1 rRNA gene is annotated in these 1,441 nt (G+C 55.7%); it reads right to left on the bottom strand.

What is annotated here, in order from left to right:
* Positions 1 to 9: 9 nt before the first annotated feature.
* Positions 10 to 1,441 (bottom strand): 16S ribosomal RNA (locus ACYU70_RS22385); the annotation flags it as partial.

Raw genomic sequence — 1,441 nt, 5'->3', positions numbered from 1 at the left:
CTGCTCCAGAAAGGAGGTGATCCAGCCGCACCTTCCGGTACGGCTACCTTGTTACGACTTAGCCCTAATTACCTGTTCTACCCTAACCGGCTTCGTTGCGGAGCACCGGCTTCAGGTCTACCAGACTTTCATGGCTTGACGGGCGGTGTGTACAAGGCCCGGGAACGTATTCACCGCGTCATTGCTGATACGCGATTACTAGTGATTCCAGCTTCACGGAGTCGAGTTGCAGACTCCGATCCGAACTGAGAACGGCTTTTCGGGATTGGCGCACCATCGCTGGTTGGCAACCCGCTGTACCGTCCATTGTAGCACGTGTGTAGCCCTAGGCGTAAGGGCCATGATGACCTGACGTCGTCCCCGCCTTCCTCACTGCTTGCGCAGGCAGTCTGTCTAGAGTCCCCGGCATTATCCGCTGGCAACTAAACATAGGGGTTGCGCTCGTTGCGGGACTTAACCCAACACCTCACGGCACGAGCTGACGACGGCCATGCAGCACCTTGCTTTGTGTCCCGAAGGAAAGATTCATCTCTGAATCGGTCACGCGCATTCTAGCCTAGGTAAGGTTCCTCGCGTATCATCGAATTAAACCACATGCTCCACCACTTGTGCGGGCCCCCGTCAATTCTTTTGAGTTTCACTCTTGCGAGCGTACTCCCCAGGTGGGATACTTAACGCTTTCGCTAAGCCAGTGACCGTCTATCGCCACCAGCGAGTATCCATCGTTTACGGCGTGGACTACCAGGGTATCTAATCCTGTTCGCTCCCCACGCTTTCGTGCCTCAGCGTCAGTTACAGTCTAGGCAGCTGCCTTCGCAATCGGGGTTCTGGATGCTATCTATGCATTTCACCGCTACAGCATCCATTCCGCCACCCTCGTCTGTACTCAAGCCATCCAGTTTCCAGGGCAGTTCCGTTGTTGAGCAACGGGCTTTCACCCCAGACTTAAATGGCCGCCTACGCACCCTTTAAACCCAATAAATCCGGACAACGCTTGCACCCTCCGTATTACCGCGGCTGCTGGCACGGAGTTAGCCGGTGCTTATTCACCAGGTACCGTCAGTAGAGCGCGCACGCCCTTTTTTCTTCCCTGGCAAAAGCAGTTTACGACTCAGAAAGCCTTCATCCTGCACGCGGCATGGCTGGGTCAGGCTCTCGCCCATTGCCCAATATTCCCTACTGCTGCCTCCCGTAGGAGTCGGGCCCGTATCTCAGTGCCCGTGTGGGGGACCAGCCTCTCAGCTCCCCTAGCCATCGTCGCCTTGGTGAGCCGTTACCTCCCCAACTAGCTAATGGCACGCAACCCCATCCGAATCCAATAAATCTTTAACAATTGAACGATGCCGTTCTGTTGTTTTATGCGGTATTAATCCGCCTTTCGGCGGGCTATCCCCCAGATTCGGGTAGGTTGGTTACGCGTTACGCACCCGTGCGCCACTAT

It is taken from the genome of Hymenobacter segetis (assembly GCF_054776495.1).
The sequence above is the reverse complement of the archived record's forward strand: the minus strand, read 5'-3'. Positions and strand labels throughout refer to the sequence as shown.